General features: G+C 70.6%; 16 protein-coding genes. 2 read left to right on the top strand and 14 right to left on the bottom strand.

Translation table 11 applies throughout. The annotated features are described in order from the left end of the window. Positions 1 to 135: 135 nt before the first annotated feature. The 5 genes from cydC to mprA form a co-directional block, all read right to left on the bottom strand. The gene (gene cydC, locus DMB66_RS14030) at positions 136 to 1,830 is read right to left on the bottom strand and encodes a thiol reductant ABC exporter subunit CydC (protein WP_125804512.1); all 1,695 of its coding nucleotides are present in this window, start codon (positions 1,828 to 1,830) and stop codon (positions 136 to 138) included. Then, a complete protein-coding gene (gene cydD / locus DMB66_RS14035; protein ID WP_125804513.1) occupies positions 1,827 to 3,437 on the bottom strand; it encodes a thiol reductant ABC exporter subunit CydD in 1,611 nt (536 codons plus the stop codon). The genes cydC and cydD overlap by 4 nt, the downstream gene beginning before the upstream one ends. Beyond that, positions 3,434 to 4,474 carry a cytochrome d ubiquinol oxidase subunit II gene (gene cydB / locus DMB66_RS14040; protein ID WP_125804514.1) on the bottom strand — a complete coding sequence of 347 codons (1,041 nt, stop codon included), beginning with the start codon at positions 4,472 to 4,474 and terminating at the stop codon, positions 3,434 to 3,436. Before cydB ends, cydD begins: the two co-directional genes overlap by 4 nt. Before the next feature lie 9 nt (positions 4,475 to 4,483). Continuing rightward, positions 4,484 to 5,878, bottom strand: a complete 1,395-nt coding sequence (locus tag DMB66_RS14045) for a cytochrome ubiquinol oxidase subunit I (protein ID WP_125804515.1) — start codon at positions 5,876 to 5,878, stop codon at positions 4,484 to 4,486. Positions 5,879 to 6,020: 142 nt separating this feature from the next. Beyond that, positions 6,021 to 6,158 carry an MprA protease, GlyGly-CTERM protein-sorting domain-containing form gene (gene mprA, locus DMB66_RS14050; RefSeq protein WP_125804516.1) on the bottom strand — a complete coding sequence of 46 codons (138 nt, stop codon included), beginning with the start codon at positions 6,156 to 6,158 and terminating at the stop codon, positions 6,021 to 6,023. 100 nt (positions 6,159 to 6,258) lie between these two features. Here mprA and DMB66_RS14055 point away from each other — a divergent pair, with 100 nt between their 5' ends. Beyond that, positions 6,259 to 6,987: a DUF2202 domain-containing protein gene (locus DMB66_RS14055; RefSeq protein ID WP_125804517.1), complete on the top strand. Its 729-nt coding sequence runs from the start codon at positions 6,259 to 6,261 to the stop codon at positions 6,985 to 6,987. A 62-nt stretch (positions 6,988 to 7,049) separates the two neighbouring features. Here the strand turns inward: DMB66_RS14055 and DMB66_RS14060 are convergent, their stop codons facing one another. The 8 genes from DMB66_RS14060 to DMB66_RS14095 all read right to left on the bottom strand — a co-directional run bounded on the left by DMB66_RS14060 (position 7,050) and on the right by DMB66_RS14095 (position 13,321). Continuing rightward, complete coding sequence (locus DMB66_RS14060) at positions 7,050 to 8,426, bottom strand: ATP-binding protein (protein ID WP_125804518.1); 1,377 nt, start codon at positions 8,424 to 8,426, stop codon at positions 7,050 to 7,052. Next, entirely contained in the window at positions 8,416 to 9,108 is a 693-nt protein-coding gene (locus DMB66_RS14065; protein WP_125804519.1) for a response regulator transcription factor, read from the bottom strand. Before DMB66_RS14065 ends, DMB66_RS14060 begins: the two co-directional genes overlap by 11 nt. A gap of 25 nt (positions 9,109 to 9,133) precedes the next feature. Continuing rightward, positions 9,134 to 9,646, bottom strand: a complete 513-nt coding sequence (locus DMB66_RS14070) for a DsrE/DsrF/DrsH-like family protein (protein WP_125804520.1) — start codon at positions 9,644 to 9,646, stop codon at positions 9,134 to 9,136. A gap of 14 nt (positions 9,647 to 9,660) precedes the next feature. Further along, the gene (locus DMB66_RS14075) at positions 9,661 to 9,975 is read right to left on the bottom strand and encodes a TusE/DsrC/DsvC family sulfur relay protein (protein ID WP_125804521.1); all 315 of its coding nucleotides are present in this window, start codon (positions 9,973 to 9,975) and stop codon (positions 9,661 to 9,663) included. A 5-nt stretch (positions 9,976 to 9,980) separates the two neighbouring features. Further along, positions 9,981 to 11,222, bottom strand: a complete 1,242-nt coding sequence (locus DMB66_RS14080) for an NAD(P)/FAD-dependent oxidoreductase (protein ID WP_125804522.1) — start codon at positions 11,220 to 11,222, stop codon at positions 9,981 to 9,983. 121 nt (positions 11,223 to 11,343) lie between these two features. Continuing rightward, positions 11,344 to 11,964, bottom strand: a complete 621-nt coding sequence (locus DMB66_RS14085; RefSeq protein ID WP_199752321.1) for a vitamin K epoxide reductase family protein — start codon at positions 11,962 to 11,964, stop codon at positions 11,344 to 11,346. Beyond that, a complete protein-coding gene (locus DMB66_RS14090) occupies positions 11,964 to 12,728 on the bottom strand; it encodes a thioredoxin domain-containing protein (RefSeq protein WP_125804523.1) in 765 nt (254 codons plus the stop codon). Before DMB66_RS14090 ends, DMB66_RS14085 begins: the two co-directional genes overlap by 1 nt. A gap of 152 nt (positions 12,729 to 12,880) precedes the next feature. Continuing rightward, entirely contained in the window at positions 12,881 to 13,321 is a 441-nt protein-coding gene (locus tag DMB66_RS14095) for a hemerythrin domain-containing protein (protein WP_125804524.1), read from the bottom strand. 167 nt (positions 13,322 to 13,488) lie between these two features. Here DMB66_RS14095 and DMB66_RS14100 point away from each other — a divergent pair, with 167 nt between their 5' ends. Continuing rightward, positions 13,489 to 14,457 carry a nitroreductase family protein gene (locus DMB66_RS14100; protein WP_125804525.1) on the top strand — a complete coding sequence of 323 codons (969 nt, stop codon included), beginning with the start codon at positions 13,489 to 13,491 and terminating at the stop codon, positions 14,455 to 14,457. Positions 14,458 to 14,487: 30 nt separating this feature from the next. On the opposite strand, the gene DMB66_RS61145 is transcribed toward DMB66_RS14100, so the two are convergent. Further along, complete coding sequence (locus tag DMB66_RS61145) at positions 14,488 to 14,634, bottom strand: hypothetical protein (RefSeq protein WP_158647230.1); 147 nt, start codon at positions 14,632 to 14,634, stop codon at positions 14,488 to 14,490. Positions 14,635 to 14,660: the final 26 nt, after the last annotated feature.

The following is a 14,660-nucleotide window of genomic DNA, read 5'->3' on the forward strand; positions in this document are numbered from 1 at the left end:
CGATGAGACTGAGCTTTCTCCCTCGCCGAGGGGGTGCCCACAGGCGAACGACCACACCGGCGTGGACTGAGGTCCCGACCGTGCGGGCCTGCCGGACCGCCGCAGTGCCCGGCCGATCAGGGGCAGGAGTCCTGATCATCGACAGGCCGAAGGTCCCGCCGCAAGAGGTAGCACGAGGTCTCGGGTGCCCGCGTCTCGCATTCGTCCGGCGGTCAGGGTGATCACCTCGTCAACCGCCGCCAGGTCGTCCGTGCGGTGGGTGATCAGCAGGACCGTGCGGTCGGCGGCGGCCGCCAGCAGATCGCGGGTCAGCGCCGCCGCCGTCTCGTCGTCGAGGTGTTCGGTGGGCTCGTCCAGGATCAGCACCGGCGTGCCGGCCAGCAGCGCCCGAGCCAGGGCGAGCCGTCGGCGCTGCCCGCCGGACAACGCCAGGCCGTGCTCACCGACCAACGTGTCGAGCCCGCGCGGCAGGGCGTCCACCCAGTCCAGCAGCCGGGCTGCCCCGAGCGCGGCACGCAGCTCGTCCATCGACGCCTCGCGGGCGGCGAGGCGCAGGTTCTCGCCGATGGTCGTGTCGAACAGGTACGCGTCCTCGCTGAGGTAGCCGACGATCTGCCGGATCCGGTCGGGCGCGAGCGTGCGCAGGTCGATCCCGTCGAGCGTGACCCGGCCGGACCTCGGGTCGAGGAAACGCACCAGCAGCGCCGCCACCGTGGACTTTCCTGATCCGCTCGGGCCGACCAGCGCGACCCGGCTGCCCGGTGCGAGCGTCAGATCGACGTTCCGCAGCGCGGTGTGGCCCGGCGCCCAGCCCGCGGTCACGTTCTCCAGGCGCAGGGTGTGCGGGCCGGCGGGCACCTCGTCCGGGTCGGGCACGGTGAACACCGGGACGGGCGCCGCGAAGATCTCGGCCAGCCGGCGCAGCGCCGCCCGCGCCCCGGCCCAGCGTTGCGCGGCCAGGGGCAGCGCGCCCGCGGTCTCGAAGACCGCCAGCGGCGTGAGCACGACGACGGCGAGCAGCTCGCCGGAAAGCTCACCCCCGCGTACGGCCACCGCACCCGCCGCGAGCCCGACCAGCAGGCACAGGCCGGTGCTCAGCGCGGTGACGGCGGCGGAGACGCCCGTGGCGGTGGCCGAGCGCTGCTCCGCGCGGCGCAAACGGGCGTCCACCTCGTCGAGCCGGGCCAGCTGCCGCCCCACCGACCCGTACGCGGTCAGGTCGGGCAGGCCGTGCAGCAGGTCGACGGTGGCCGTGGCGAGCTCGCCGCGCAGCGGGGCGAGCCGGCCGTCGGCGCGGCGCGCGGCGGCCGACTGCAGCAGCGGCACCACGATCCCGACCAGCACCAGGGCCGCCGCCAGCGTCAGCCCGGCGGCCGGCAGCAGCGTGCCGACCAGGGCGACCGCGCCGATCCCGACCAGCGCGGCCACGGCGTAGGGCAGCACCACCCGGGTCACCAGGTCCAGCACGGCGTCGACGTCGGTGACCAGGCGCTGCACCAGGTCCGCCCGGCGGAAGTCGGCCAGCCCCGCCGGGGCGAGCTGCTCCAGCCGGGTGAACACCCGTACCCGGAGCGCACCGAGAATCCTCAACGCCGCGTCGTGGCCGAGGAGACGTTCGAGATAGCGTAGGACGCCGCGGCCGATGCCGCAGGCGCGGACGACGACGATCGCGACCATCAGGTGCAGGACCGGCGGGTGCAGCGCGGCACGCGAGATCAGCCACGCGGACGTCGCCATCAGGGTGATACCCGCGCCCGCCGCACCGGCGCCGGCGAGCACGGCGAGCAGCAGCCGGCCCGAGGCCGGCCGCAGGACCGCGAGGATGGTCATGCCGCCACCCCCGCCGGTGCCAGGCTGATCACCCGGTCGGCCAGGGCGATCAGCTCCGGGCGGTGGGCGGCGATGACAACGGTACGGCCACGCGCGAGCCGTCGCACGGCGGCCATGATGCCGGCTGCGGTGTCCGCGTCGAGATTGGCGGTGGGCTCGTCGAGCAGCACGATCGGCGTGTCGCGCAGGAACGCCCGGGCCAGCGCGACCCGCTGCCGTTGCCCGGCGGAGAGCCCGGTGCCGTCGTCGCCGAGCATCGTGTCGTAGTCGTCGATGAACGTGTCCACCCCGGCCAGGTGCGCGGCCTTCGCCACGTCCCCCGCGGCACCGAGCGCGATGTTGTCGCGGACCGTGCCCGCGAACAGATGCGGCCGCTGCGGCACCCAGGAGATCCGCGAGCGCCACGCGTCGGGATCCACTGTCGACAGCGGAACACCGCCGACGGTGACCCGGCCCGAGTCCGGCCGCACAAACCCGAGCAGCACGGCCAGCGCGGTGGACTTGCCGCAGCCGCTGGGACCGGTGAGGGCCACGATCTCTCCGGGCCGGATCAGCGCCGAAATCCGCAGGGCGTCCCCGTCCCTGCCGGGATAGCGCACCACGACGTCCTCGAAGGCGAGCGCGCCCGCCGGCGGCGCAGCGGTGCCGGCCGCCGGGACCGGCGTCTCGAGGATCTCGAACGCGTCCGTGGCGGCGGCCAGGCCTTCGGCGCTGGCGTGATAGTTCGCGCCCACCTGGCGCAGCGGCAGGTAGGCCTCCGGCGCGAGGATGAGCACGAGCAGCGCGGTCGTCAGGTCCAGGTGCCCGGAGACCAGCCGCAGCCCGATGCCGACCGCGACCAGAGCCACCGAAAGAGTGGCGAGCAGTTCCAGCACGAGCGACGACAGGAACGCCGTGCGCAGCGTATGCATGGTGAGCCGGCGCTGTTCGCCGCTGATCCGGCGGATCGTCGCGGCCTGGGCGCGGGCCCGGCCGAACAGTTTCAGCGTCGGCAGCCCCGCGACGACGTCGAGGAAGTGATGCGACAGCCGGGTGAGCAACCGGAACTGGCGGCGATTCGCGGCCTCGGTGTGCAGCCCGATCAGGGCCATGAAGACCGGGATGAGCGGCAGGGTCAGCGCGATGGTCGCGGTCGCGACCAGATCGGCCGGCAGCAGCCGGGCCAGGACGATCGCGGGGATCAGCGCGGCCAGCACGAGCTGCGGCAGGTACCGCGCGAAGTAGGCGTCCAGCGCGTCCAGCCCTCGGGTCACCAGCGTGGTGACCTCGCCGGTGCGGGCCGGGTGGTCCGGGCCCAGCGCGGCCAGCCGGGCGAGCACCCGGCGGCGCAGTTCGGACTTCACGCCCGCGGCTGAGCGTGCGGCGGCGACTTCCTGTGCCCAGGCCACGAAACAGCGCCCGGCCACCACGACGGCGAGCCACCCGAGCACCGGCGTCAGTTCGGCGACGCCCGCGCCGTGCAGGAACACCGCCGTGATCCCGTGCGCGAGCAGGGTCGCCTGGGCGACGATCAGGGCGGCGAGGGCGACGCCGAGGGCGACCGTGACCGCCAGGTACGCCCGCGCCGGGCGGGCGTACCGGAGCAGCCGCGGATCGAGCGGCCTCACACCGTTTCCCGGGCGGTAGGTCCCGGGCCCACCGGGGCCGGCGCGACCGGGATGTGCTCGACGGTCAGCCGCTTGCGGAACACCCAGTACGTCCAGCCCTGGTAGACGAGCACGATGGGGGTGAACGCCACGGCCACCCAGGTCATCACCCGCAGGGTGTAGGGGGTGGAGGCCGCGTTCGTGGTGGTGAGGCTGTTCGCGTCGGCGATGGTCGACGGCATGACGTCGGGGAACAGCGTGACGAACAGCGCGAACGTGGCGAGCACGACGGTCACGCCGCTGGCCAGGAACGCCCAGCCCTCCCGGCGCAGCCGGGTGGCGACCGCGGCACCCACCAGCGCGAGCGCGGCGCCGCCTGACAGGATCCAGCCCGCGGGATCGTGGTGGGCCAGGGCCGTCCAGAGCAGGAACCCGCCCGCGATCGCGATGACCGGCACGGCGAGGCCGGCCGCCAGCCGGCCCGCCCGCTCCCGCATCTCACCGCCGGTCTTGAGGGCCAGGAACACCGCGCCGTGCAGCGTGAACAGCGTCAGCGTGGTGAGACCGCCGAGCAACGCGTACGGGTTGAGCAGGTTGAAGAACCCGCCGACGTACTCGTGGTTCGCGTCCAGCGGCACCCCGCGCACGATGTTGCCGAACGCGACCCCCCAGAGCAGCGCCGGGACCAGACTGCCGCCGATGATGCAGTAGTCCCAGCGGCGCTTCCAGACCGCGTCGTCGCGCTTGCCGCGGTATTCGAACGCGACCCCGCGCAGGATCAGCGCGACGAGGATGATCAGCAGTGGCAGGTAGAAGCCGGAGAACAAGGTGGCGTACCACTCGGGGAAGGCGGCGAAGGTGGCACCGCCGGCGACCAGCAGCCAGACCTCATTGCCGTCCCAGACCGGGCCGATCGTATTGATCAGCAGACGGCGTTCCCGGTCGTCGCGGCCGAGGATCGGCAGCAGGATACCGACGCCGAAGTCGAAGCCCTCAAGCAGGAAGTAGCCGGCCCACAGCACAGCGATCAGGCCGAACCAGACGGTGGTGAGTTCCATGTCGGCCTCTCAGTAGGCGAAGGCTAGCGGGCGGTCGGCGTCCTCGTCCTCGGCTGGCGGCTCGATCTCCGGCGCGCCAGCGCGGGCGTACTTGAGGAACAGGCCGACCTCGATCACGGCGAGCACGCCGTAGAGGGCGGTCAGCACGATCAGGGAGGTCGCGGCCTCGCCAGTGCTGACCGACGGCGAGCCGCTCTCGGCGGTCTTGAAGACGCCGAAGACGGTCCACGGCTGCCGGCCCATCTCGGTGAAGATCCAGCCGAACGAGTTCGCGAGCAGCGGCATCGCGACCGTGCTGATCGCCGCGATCCAGAGCCAGCGGCTCGCCGGTGCCCGGCCGCGCCGGGTGAGCATGAGCGCCAGCAGCGCGACCAGCATGGCGAGCCCGCCGAAGCCGATCATCAAGCGGAACGACCAGTAGGTGACCGGCACGTAGGGCGTGTAGTCGCCGGGGCCGTACTTCTCGGCGTACTGCTGTTGCAGGTCGTTGATGCCCTCGACCTCGCCGGACGGGCTGCCGGTGGCCATGAAGGAGAGCAGCGACGGGATGCGGACGCTGGCCATCTCCTCGCGCCCGTCCAGCGAGCCGATGGTGAACAGCGAGAAGCTCGCCGGTTTCGAGGTGTCGTAGAGCGCCTCCGCGGCGGCCATCTTCATCGGCTGCTGCTCGGTCATGATCCGGGCCTGCAGGTCACCGGTGATCAGCACCCCGACCCCCGCGATCAGCACCACCCAGGCGCCGAGCCGCAGACCCGGCCGGAAGATCTCCTCCTGATTGCGCTTGCGCAGATGCCAGGCGCTGACGGCGAGCAGCAGCGCGCCCGCGGTGAGGAAGCAGGCGGTGATGGTGTGCGGGAACGTCACCAACGTCGTGGAGTTGGTCAGGACCGCGCCGATGCTGTGCAACTCCGCCCGGCCGGTCTCGGCGTTGACCTCGTAGCCGACGGGGTGCTGCATCCAGGAGTTCGCGGCCAGGATGAAGTACGCCGACAGCAACGTCCCGATCGACGCCAGCCAGATCGTGGCCAGATGCAGCCGCTTCGGCAACCGGTCCCACCCGAAGATCCACAGCCCGAGGAACGTCGACTCCAGGAAGAACGCGAGCAGACCCTCGATCGCCAGTGGCGCACCGAAGATGTCACCGACGAAGCGCGAATAGTCGCTCCAGTTCATCCCGAACTGGAACTCCTGCACGATGCCGGTGACCACACCCATCGCAAAGTTGATCAGGAAGAGCTTGCCCCAGAACTTGGTGGCCCGCAGATACTGCTCCTTGCCGGTCCGCACCCAGGCGGTCTGCAACCCCGCGACCAGCGCCGACAACCCGATGGTGATCGGCACGAAGATGAAGTGGTAAACGGTGGTGATGCCGAACTGCCATCGGGCCAGATCGAGCGCATCCACGGGAATTTCCTTTCCACGGCTGCACCCGATTCTGCGGATCTTCCCGCCTCGGGCTCAGGGCCGAAGGTCCCGTCCTCAGGGAAGGCCGGCCTGAGCTTTCCCCGCCCCGATCCCGAACCCGCCTGACCGGACCCGGTCCGCATCACCCTTGGAGATCACGCCGCTGGTAGCCCACGGCGCCCGCTATTGCCAGGGCCACGGCGAGCGCAGTCATGATCAGTGTGGCGGCCCAGTCGACGGCGGTCAGCGGCACCGGTGCCAGGTGGGCGAACGGGGACATCTCGCGGAGGGCTCCATGGGTTCTCCACATCGGTTCCATCCGACCCGCACGGCGCGGCGTAACGGTAGGGGTATCAGCCAGATCGATGAAGGAGGAAGCGATGAGGACGACGACACGCCGGGCGACGATTCTGGCGGCCGCGGGTGCGCTCGGTCTCGGTGGGCTCGTGGTGACGGCACCGGCGCTGGCCGGGGTGGGTCCGTTCGCCGGCCCATCGGTCACGGCGACCGCTCCGGGGCCGGGACGGTACGGCGGCGGCATGGGTTCCGGGTACGGCATGGGTTCCGGGTACGGCATGGGTTCCGGGTACGGCATGGGCGGCTCCGGGATGATGGGAACCGGTGCCCGAGACGGCAGTTGCCTCGACCCGGCGATCACCGCCGCGAAGGGCACGCTCACCGACAAGCAGGAGGCGACCTTGGTGGCGATGGCGCAGGAGGAGAAGCTGGCGCGCGACCTGTACACGGCGTTCGCCGGCAAGTACGACGCGGTCGTCTTCGACCGGATCGCCGCCTCGGAGTCCCGGCACCTGGAGGCGGTGCGTACCCTGTTGTCCCGGTACGGCGTCGCCGACCCGACAGTGGGCAAGCCCGCCGGGCAGTTCAGCGACCCGGCGGTGCAGGTGACCTACGACAAGCTGCTGGCGCGGGGCAAGGCCGGCCAGGCGGCCGCGCTGCAGGCGGGCGTGACGGTCGAGCAGACCGACATCGCCGACCTCACCGCCGCCTTGGACGGGCTGAGCGCACCCGATGTCACACAGGTCTACACCCGGCTGCGGATGGCCTCGCAGCATCACCTGATCGCGTTCCAGAACTGGTCCACCCGGTAGACGGCGGGTCGAGGCCGGGTCACACCCGTCGCCTCGACCCAGCCCCGTCTTGGGCGGCGAACCTATCGATCTGCCCAGCCTTCGCCGGTCAGCGGGAGCTGGATGGTGATGGTGGTGCCGCCGCCGGTGGGTGAGGCTGCGGTGACGGTGCCGCCGTGGGCGGTGACCAGTTCACGGACGACGGCGAGGCCGATCCCGGAACCGGCGACGGACCGGGTGTGGGCTCCGCGCCAGAGTCGTTGGAAGACGTGTGGGAGTTCGTCGGCGGGGATGCCGGGGCCGGTGTCGGCGATCTCCAGGACGGCGAGGCCGCCGTCGCGGTGTCCGCTTATGGTGACGTGGTCGCCGGGGTGGCAGTAGCGGGCGGTATTGGCGAGCAGGTTGGTGACGGCCTGGTGCAGCCGGTCCGGGTCGGCGTGCACGGGCAGCGCGGCCGGCAGGTCGGTGTCGGTGTGCAGGCCGGCGGCGTCGAGTGGGGCCTGGTGCGCGGCGAGTGCGGTGCGGGCGATCTCGGCGAGGTCGGCGTCGGTGCGCCGCAGCGACAGCGCGGCGGACTCGGCCGCGGACAGGTCGGCGAGGTCTTGGACCACCCGGCCGAGGCGCAGCGTCTGGTCGTGTAGGGCGGCGAGGCGTTCGGTGTCCGCAGCGCGCAGGCCGTCGCGGAGTTCCTCGAGCCCTGCCTGCAACGCGGCGAGCGGGGTGCGCAGTTCGTGGGCGACGTCGGCGGCGAGGCTGCGCCGAACCTGGTCGGCGCGGACCAGATCGTCGGCCATGGTGTCGAACGCGGTGGCGAGCTCACCGAGCTCGCCGGGACCGCCGGTGCCGGCGCGGGCGCCGGGTTCCCCGGCGGCGAACCGGCGTGCGGCGCCGGTGAGGGCGTGCAGCGGTCGGGTCAGTCGCCGGGTCACGTAGCCCGCGGCGACCAGGGCGGTGAGCAACGCGACGGCGGCGGCGGCGAGCACCCACGACCAGGCCACCGCGCGCCCGGCGGTAGCGGTCGTGGTGAACGCGAGCCGGACGCTGCCGACGGTCTGCCCGCCGGCAAGGACGACGGGCGCCTCGATCACTGCCGCGGTTGCCGTGGCGTGCATTCCACTCATTCCCGGTCCCATTCCCCGGCCCGGCCAGACCATCTGGTCATCGGTGTCCTGCACGATGAGTCGGGCGCCGGCCGCACCGGCGGTCGCCGACGCGGCGCTCAGGTCCGCGCCGGCCCAGCCGCCGGCCCGCTCGTAGGCGACGGCGGCGGCCTCGGCGGTGCGGGCGGCGGCCTGCCGGCGGTCGCTCTGCTGGGCACTGGTCAGACCTTGGGCGGTGCCGACCAGGGCCGCGGCGGTCAGGACCGCGACCGAGGACAGCGCGACGAACAGGAACGCGGCGAGCAGCCGCCGCCCGAGCGGGCTGCGGAGCGGGCCCTGGAACCACCGGTCAGTGGTCACGGGACCACCCTAGGCGGTATCCGACGCCGAGGACGGTCTCGACGATCTCGCCGCCGGGGTCGCCGAGTTTGCGGCGCAAGTTTTTCACGTGCGAGTCGATGGTGCGTTCGTAGCCGGCGAACTCGTACCCGCGGACCCGGTTGACCAGTTCGTAGCGGGAGTACACCCGGCCCGGGGCGGCTGCCAGGGCGGTCAGCAGCCCCCATTCGGTGGGCGTCAGCTCCAACTCGGCGCCGTCGAGGTGGGCTTCGTGCCGCGGGTCGTCGATTCGCAGCCGTCCGCTACCGAAACTGGCCGCCTCGGCCACGCCGCCGGCGCCCTGGGTGCGGTGCAGGACGGCTTGGACCCGCAGGACGAGTTCGGTGGGGCTGAACGGTTTGGTGACGTAGTCGTCGGCGCCGCGACGGAGCCCGTCGATGCGGTCCTCGACCTGGCTGCGCGCCGTCAGCACCACCACCGGCACCTCCCGACTCTGGCGGGCCGCGGCCAGGACTTCCAGCCCGTCCACGTCGGGCAGGCCCAGATCGAGGACGACCAGGCCAACCCCGCCGGTTTCCAGCAGGCTCAACGCCTCTGCGCCGGAGCCCGTGGTGTGCACAGCGTGGCCGGCCCGTTCGAGATAGCGGCGGACGAGTTCCCGCAGTTCCCGATCGTCTTCGACCACGAGGACCACACCCGACATGACTTCGTGCCTCCTGGCGACTCGCCTAGATGAACAGCAGTTGGGCGCCGTCGGTCTTCTCGATGAAGTCGGCGGCGTTGATGATGTCCTCGACGCCTTCGTAGAGATCGTCCTTGCTCAGGTGCATCATGTCGGCGGACATCCGGCAGGCCCACAGGTGGCCGCCGGAGGCGACGATCTGCTCGAGGAACTCGGGCACCTCGGGGACGCCGACCTCGGCGATCTGCTTCTTCATCTGGTGGGTGGCCATCGCGGTCATCCCGGGCAGGCCACCGATCCCCTGCGGCAGGTGGGTGGCGGTGTTACCCAGCATCGTGAACTTCAGGTCACCCATCCGCGACTTCGTGATCATGTCGAAGCCCCAGAAGGTGAAGAACAAGTGCGTCTCCACCCCCTCGCCCAGGGCGGCGTTGGCGAGGATGAGGCCGGGGTAGGCCATGTCGAGGGTGCCCTTGGAACAGATGATGGCGAGTTTGCGGCCGGTGGTGGCGTCGTCGTCGAAGTTCGGAACGATCGCCGGTGCGGCTTGGGTGGTCATGGCAGTACTCCCGTTCAGACGCAGCCGTGCGGCTTGGGCAGGCCGGCGATGTAGGCCATCTTCTTGGCCGGCTTCTTGGGGAACAGTGCGAACAGTTCCTTGGTGGGGATGCCACCCAGCGTGGCCACGCGGCGCAGCGTGGCCGTCTCGCCCTGGGTGGCGTAGTCGGCGCGGAGAAAGGTGATCGCCTTGTAGTGCGCGTCGGTCAGGTCGATGCCGATCTGCGCGGCCAACTGCTTGGCCAGGTCGGGGTCCCACTCGTCGTAGGCGGTCAGGAAGCCTTCGTCGTCGACGTGGACGTCGCGGCCGGCGATGGTGGTGATGGGCATGGTGCTCACTCCTCAGGTTGCGGGATGTGCTTGCCGGCCATGGACAGGTGCGCCGGCAACGGGATCGGCCGCCCGGGCAGCAGGACGTTCCAATACATCCAGCGGAACGCGAGTTTGCCCCAGTGGTTGACCGCGGCATCTTCGAGCAGCCGGAACGGGCCGAGCGCCGGCACCGGGTAGCTGCCCGGCAGCGGTTCGGTGTCGTAGTTGAAGTCGATCAGCAGGGCCTTACCGTCGCCGGACTCGATGAAGCAGTTGGCGTGCCCGTCGAAACTGCCGGTCATCGGCTTCCCGGCGGCGTAGGCGACGAAGTTGTCGGCGAACACCTCGACGGAGAAGTGCGCGACCGAGCCGGCCTTGGAGGTCGGGATGTCGTTGGCGTCACCGAGGGCGAAGATGGTGTCGTGCGCCTTGGCGAGCATGGTGTGCCGGTCGACCGGGACCAGGTTCAGCTCGTTGCCGAGCCCGGAACGGGCCACGAAGTCAGCGCCCATGTTCAGCGGGACGGTGACCAGCAGGTCGAAACCGATCTCGCGCTCGTCGTAGGAGACCAGGCTGGTGTCGTCGATCCGTTCGACCAGGAAGTCGGCTTCGACGGTGATCTTCCGGTCGTCGAGCATCGAGCCGAGCCGCGCGGACGCGATCGGCTTGGTGAACGCCCCGGGCAGGGGGGTGGCGTAGACCAGTTCGACCCGGTCGCGCATGCCGCGCTGCCGGAAGTAAGCGTCGGCGAGGAAGATGAACTCCAGCGGCGCGACCGGGCATTTGATCGGCATGTCGGTGATGTGCACGACCAGCCGCCCACCCTCGAACGCGTCGAGGGCTTTCGCCAGGGCCAGGGCGCCGTCGAAGGTGTAGAAGTCGAAGATCCGCTCACGCCACTGCCCGCCGTCGAGCATCCCCGGGGTCTGGTCCGGCCGCGGCGTGACGCCGGAAGCGATCACCAGGTAGTCGTACGGCAACGACCGGCCGTCAGACAGCACCACCCGGTTCTCGTCGGGCACCACCCGGTCAACCTCGCCGCTTATCAGCTCCACGCCGTCGGTGATCAGCGGCCGGGTCGGCCTGACCACCTGATCCGGGGTGTACATACCGAACGGCAGGAACAAATAGCCCGGCTGGTAGAAGTGCGTGTCGCTGGGCTCCACCACGGTGATCCGCCACTCCGCGCGGGCCAACCGGTGACGCAGCTTGTTGACCACCATCGTGCCCGCGGTACCGGCACCCAGAACGAGCAACCTGCGCATCGCATCCACCTCCGACCGATCCTTGATACCCCCCAGGGTATTCGCGGGCCCAGCACCGCCACAGGGAACAAAGTCCCGTCATGAACGGGACCGCCGCCGGCCTGTGACCGGAAGTCTGGATCTACCCGAACAGCAGGTCGCCGTACTTGACCACGACGGCGAGAGTCAAGATCAACAGCCAGATCACCACGACGATGAGATCGAGGTTGGCCCGCACTGCCCCGGCCAGGGTCTCCTGCAGCCGGGCCGGCAGGAACAGGTTGCCGTCGCGGATGTTGACGTGGGTCAGGGTGGCGAACACGAGCGTGGTGGAGAGGGTCACCAGCAGGCACCACGGGCACAGCGCGCCGATGTGGAACATCGACTGGTAGAACAGCCAGTACGCGAAGCCCAGCCCGATGGTGTAGACCACCTGCGCGGCGAACATGAACCAGCGCGGAAACCGCACGCCGCCCAGGCAGGCCACCGCGAGGGTGATCACCACCGGCTCGGCGATCAGGCCAAGGAACGCGTTGGGAAATCCGAGCAGCTGGGACTGCCAAGCGGCGGCGACCGTGCCGCAGCTGATCACCGCGTTGATGTCGCAGGACAGCTCCGCAGTGGGATCGGCAGCGAGCTTGACCGCGTCGACCGCCAGCACGAACGAGGCGATCAAACTCAGCATCGACGAGAAGAGCATCGTGCCGAAGATCCAGGCGTTGGCGTGCCGGACCCGCTGCATCGTGCTCAGTAGCCCCGTCACTACGTGCCGCTCTTGGCCGCGGCTGCTACGGCCTGGGTCAGCGGACCCGCGCGGTACACGTCGCTGGTGAACACCGTGCCGTTGATGCTCACCCTCGGCGTACCTTCGACACCCGAGTCGAACGCGGCCTCGGTCACCTTGGCCACCCAGGGTTCGAAGATGCGTTCGCCGAACGCGTCGACCACCTCCCGGCCGACTCCGGCCTGGGTGGCCAGGTTTGCGATCCGCTGGTCGCTGAGCCCTCGGGTGCCCTCCTCGGGCTGGTTGTCATACAGAGCGATGTTGAACGCCCACACCTTCTCCGGGGCGCGGTCGGCGACCGTGGCCATCGCGTTGGCGGCACGGGTGGAATATCTGGTGCCCTGGGACGTACGGTCCAGGAACGAGATCGGGCGCAGCTCCACCTTCGCCGTGCCGGCCTGGATGAGCCGGTCCAGTTCGGCGCCGTTGGCCTGCTCGAACCTGCCGCAGGCCGGGCACATGTAGTCCAGGACGATCTCCACGGTCACCGGCGCGGCCGGCGCACCGACCGGGATCGTCCCGGCCGCGGTGAGATTCGCCGGGGTGACCAGCTTCCCGCCGCCGGCGGTGGGCTCGTCGTTGTTGGCGGCGTTGAACGCCACGAGTCCGATAGCGGCCACCAGACCGGCGATGATCATGCCGCCGACGGTGAGCACCCAGTTGATCCGCCGGCCGCGTTGCGCGGCGATGGCCGCTTGCGCCTTGCGCGTCTCGCGGGATGCCACCCGCTGCTGCTTGCCCATCTCGCTTCACCCGTTTTCCGCTTGAAAGTCATTGGTTCGGTCGGCCCGCCGTCCCGGGCACAGCGCACGATCCGCGGGACCCGGGCAGGAAGATCTCCATGCCGCACCCGGTCGACCGGGTGAGATCAGCGCCTGGAGCAGGCATGTTTCGGCTACGCCGCGGCCGGCTGCTGGGGGGTGAGACGGTCCCACGCCGGTATGGGCAGGGCGATGACCGCCGCCGGGAACAGCCCGTGTTCCTCGTTGTCGATGTGCCGGTACAACCGCTCCAGGGCGGCCAGCACCGCCGGCCAGTCCGGTGCCGTCCGGTCGACCACACCGAGAACGCCGTGGATGTCGTCGTGTTCGTCGCACAACTTGTCCACCGCTTCGGTGAGGCTGCCCTCCGCGCGGAGCTCGACGAAAAGACCCCGCTCCTCGGAATCGGTGTGTGGCATCAGCAATGCGAGCAGCGCGTCGAGCCGCACCAGTGGATCGCCGGCGCCGGAGGTGATCGCCGTCCGCAGCCGCCCGGCCGAGTTGGCGATCGCCTCGTGTTCGGCGGTCAGCCGGCCGATCAGCGGGAATTCCCGGCAGCCGCAGTAATCGCACACGACGGTGTTCTCCTGACGAGGATGTGATGGTCCTTCCAGCGTGTCCGCGGTCGTGTCCGTCGAATAGGGCCTTTGGTCCTCATCGTCGAAGCGACGGGACCTGCGGCCCTACCCTCCCGGGACGTGCTGCCCTGCCGTCCCGGCGCCGCAGGGACGACTCTCGTAGCATGACAATGCCCCCACCCGAGACTCTCGAGGGCTGCATCCGGTTGGCGACCACCGCGCCGTCGCTGCACAACAGCCAGCCATGGCTGTTTCGGGTCGGCGACGGCGTGGTGGACGTGTATGCTGACTGGCGGCGACAGCTGGAGGTGCTCGACCCGACCGGCCGGGAACTGCTGATCAGCGTCGGTGCGGCCGTGTTCACGCTGGGCCTCGCACTGCGCGGTGCCGGCTATCGACCGGAGATCGGCCTCTTTCCCGATGCGGGCAAGCCCAACCTCGTAGCACGGTTGAGCGCCGAAAACTGCTCGGCGCTCGACCCTGCCGTGCGGGATCTGGCCGCCGCGATCCCGCACCGGCACACCAACCGGTATCCATTCGCCTCCGCCGCCGTTCCCGCCGACGCGATCGAGCGCCTGATCGACGCCGCCCGGCAGGAGGCCGCCACGCTGACCGTCGCGAACCCGGTCAGCCGCAACACGATCATCCGCCTGTCACAGGACGCCGATCGGCGGCAACGAGCCATCGGTGGCTACCGGGCGGAGCTGGCCCGCTGGACCACCCACCGCACGCTGCACCGCGACGGTGTGCCCCCGTTGGCGATCGGGCCCTGGGATGCTTTGGAGATCATGCCCATCCGCGACTTCGGGCTGCTGCAACCCCACCTCGCCAGGACGGCCGAGGAGTTCGAACCGGATCCGACGCTCGTGGTGCTGGCCACCGCCGGCGACGACCGCGCGGACTGGGTCCGCGCAGGCCAGGCCCTGCAACGGGTCCTTCTGACCGCTACCTGGCAGAATCTGGCCACCACACCGGTCAGCCAGCCCGTCGAGATCCCCGCCGTCCGCAGCCAACTGAGCGACCCGGCCAGGGGCATCTGGGCGCAGATGATCCTGCGCGTCGGCTACGGCCGTCCCGCCGCGAGCACGCCCCGGCGCCCACTGTCCGATGTGCTGCTGACCTCGGACGACTGAGCCTGCGCAGTGCGGCCCGGGGACGGCATCTCACCGTCGGGGTATGGCAGTGGACCCGGACACGTCGCGCACGGCGAGCCGGGCGACGTGGCCGGTCAGGGCGGCGGCGAGTTCGCTGTGGTGGCGCACCACGGCCTGGGCGGCTTGTTCATCGGCGACGCGGTTCGGCTGTGACATGGAACCCTCCCCTAGTTTTACTGTAG

This window comes from Actinoplanes sp. ATCC 53533, assembly GCF_003947245.1.

Bases quoted from the DNA above. Each gene is read 5' to 3' on its own strand.
- cydC (WP_125804512.1), bottom strand. From the start codon at position 1,830: ATGACCATCCTCGCGGTCCTGCGGCCGGCCTCGGGCCGGCTGCTGCTC.
- cydB (WP_125804514.1), bottom strand. From the start codon at position 4,474: ATGGAACTCACCACCGTCTGGTTCGGCCTGATCGCTGTGCTGTGGGCC.
- mprA (WP_125804516.1), bottom strand. From the start codon at position 6,158: ATGTCCCCGTTCGCCCACCTGGCACCGGTGCCGCTGACCGCCGTCGAC.
- DMB66_RS14055 (WP_125804517.1), top strand. From the start codon at position 6,259: ATGAGGACGACGACACGCCGGGCGACGATTCTGGCGGCCGCGGGTGCG.
- DMB66_RS14065 (WP_125804519.1), bottom strand. From the start codon at position 9,108: ATGTCGGGTGTGGTCCTCGTGGTCGAAGACGATCGGGAACTGCGGGAA.
- DMB66_RS14070 (WP_125804520.1), bottom strand. From the start codon at position 9,646: ATGACCACCCAAGCCGCACCGGCGATCGTTCCGAACTTCGACGACGAC.
- DMB66_RS14075 (WP_125804521.1), bottom strand. From the start codon at position 9,975: ATGCCCATCACCACCATCGCCGGCCGCGACGTCCACGTCGACGACGAA.
- DMB66_RS14080 (WP_125804522.1), bottom strand. From the start codon at position 11,222: ATGCGCAGGTTGCTCGTTCTGGGTGCCGGTACCGCGGGCACGATGGTG.
- DMB66_RS14090 (WP_125804523.1), bottom strand. From the start codon at position 12,728: ATGGGCAAGCAGCAGCGGGTGGCATCCCGCGAGACGCGCAAGGCGCAA.
- DMB66_RS14100 (WP_125804525.1), top strand. From the start codon at position 13,489: ATGACAATGCCCCCACCCGAGACTCTCGAGGGCTGCATCCGGTTGGCG.
- DMB66_RS61145 (WP_158647230.1), bottom strand. From the start codon at position 14,634: ATGTCACAGCCGAACCGCGTCGCCGATGAACAAGCCGCCCAGGCCGTG.